Origin of the sequence: Glycomyces salinus (assembly GCF_016428645.1) — a bacterium.
Lineage (GTDB): Bacteria > Actinomycetota > Actinomycetes > Mycobacteriales > Micromonosporaceae > Glycomyces > Glycomyces salinus.
In genome coordinates this window covers 1-889 of record NZ_JAELXW010000194.1, presented here as the reverse complement: position 1 = coordinate 889, position 889 = coordinate 1, and the positions used below count along the sequence as shown (strand labels likewise).

Sequence of the window (889 nt, the reverse complement as noted above, 5' to 3'; positions counted from 1 at the left end):
GCGGTGCGTCGGGCGGTGGCGGAGACCGGGTATGTGGTGAATCGGGCGGCGCGGAGTTTGAAGACCAGTCGGACCGGGTCGATCGTGATGGTGCTGTCCGAGCCGCAGGAGCGGTTGTTCGAGGATCCGAACTTCTCGGTGCTGATGCGGGTGGCGACCGGGCGGCTGGCCGACCGGGACCTGTCGCTGGTGCTCATGATCGCCGGTGACGACGGGGGCCGCGACCGGGTGGCCCGGTATCTGCGCGGCGGGCACGCCGACGGGGCGCTGCTGATCTCGGCCCACGCCGACGACCCGCTCCTGGAGCACATCGAGCGGGCCGAGATCCCGGCCGTGGCCTGCGGGGCGGTGATCGGGCGGGAGTCGGTCATCCCCTACGCCGCGGCCGACGACCGCGGCGGGGCACGCCAGATGACCGCATACCTGGCCGGGCAGGGCCGGCGGAGGATCGGCATGATCACCGGTCCTTTGGACACGCCGGGCGGGTCGCTGCGGCTGGCCGGGTTCACCGACGTGCTGGGGCGGCGGGCGACCAAGCAGCTGATCGAGGGCGGGGACTACACCCAGACCGGCGGCCAGGCGGCCATGCGCAAACTCCTGGAGGCCGTACCCGACCTGGACGCGGTGTTCGTCGCCTCCGACCTCATGGCCGCCGGCGCCCTCCAAGCCCTCCACAAAGCCGGACGGCGGGTGCCTGAGGACGTGGCCGTCGGCGGCTTCGACGACTCGGCGATCGCCACCGCCACCCGCCCCACCCTCACCACCATCCACCAACCACTCGGCAAAGTCGCGGAACGAACCGTCGAGCTGCTGACCGCCCTCCTCGACGAGCAGGAGGTCGAACCGATCGTCCTCCCGACCGAACTGGTCGTCCGCGACTCCGCCTAGC

General features: G+C 72.0%; 1 protein-coding gene. It reads left to right on the top strand.

What is annotated here, in order from left to right:
* A partial coding sequence (locus tag JFB92_RS25010; protein ID WP_233163802.1) for a LacI family DNA-binding transcriptional regulator occupies positions 1 to 888 on the top strand: 888 nt, incomplete at its 5' end.
* Position 889 lies beyond the last annotated feature (1 nt).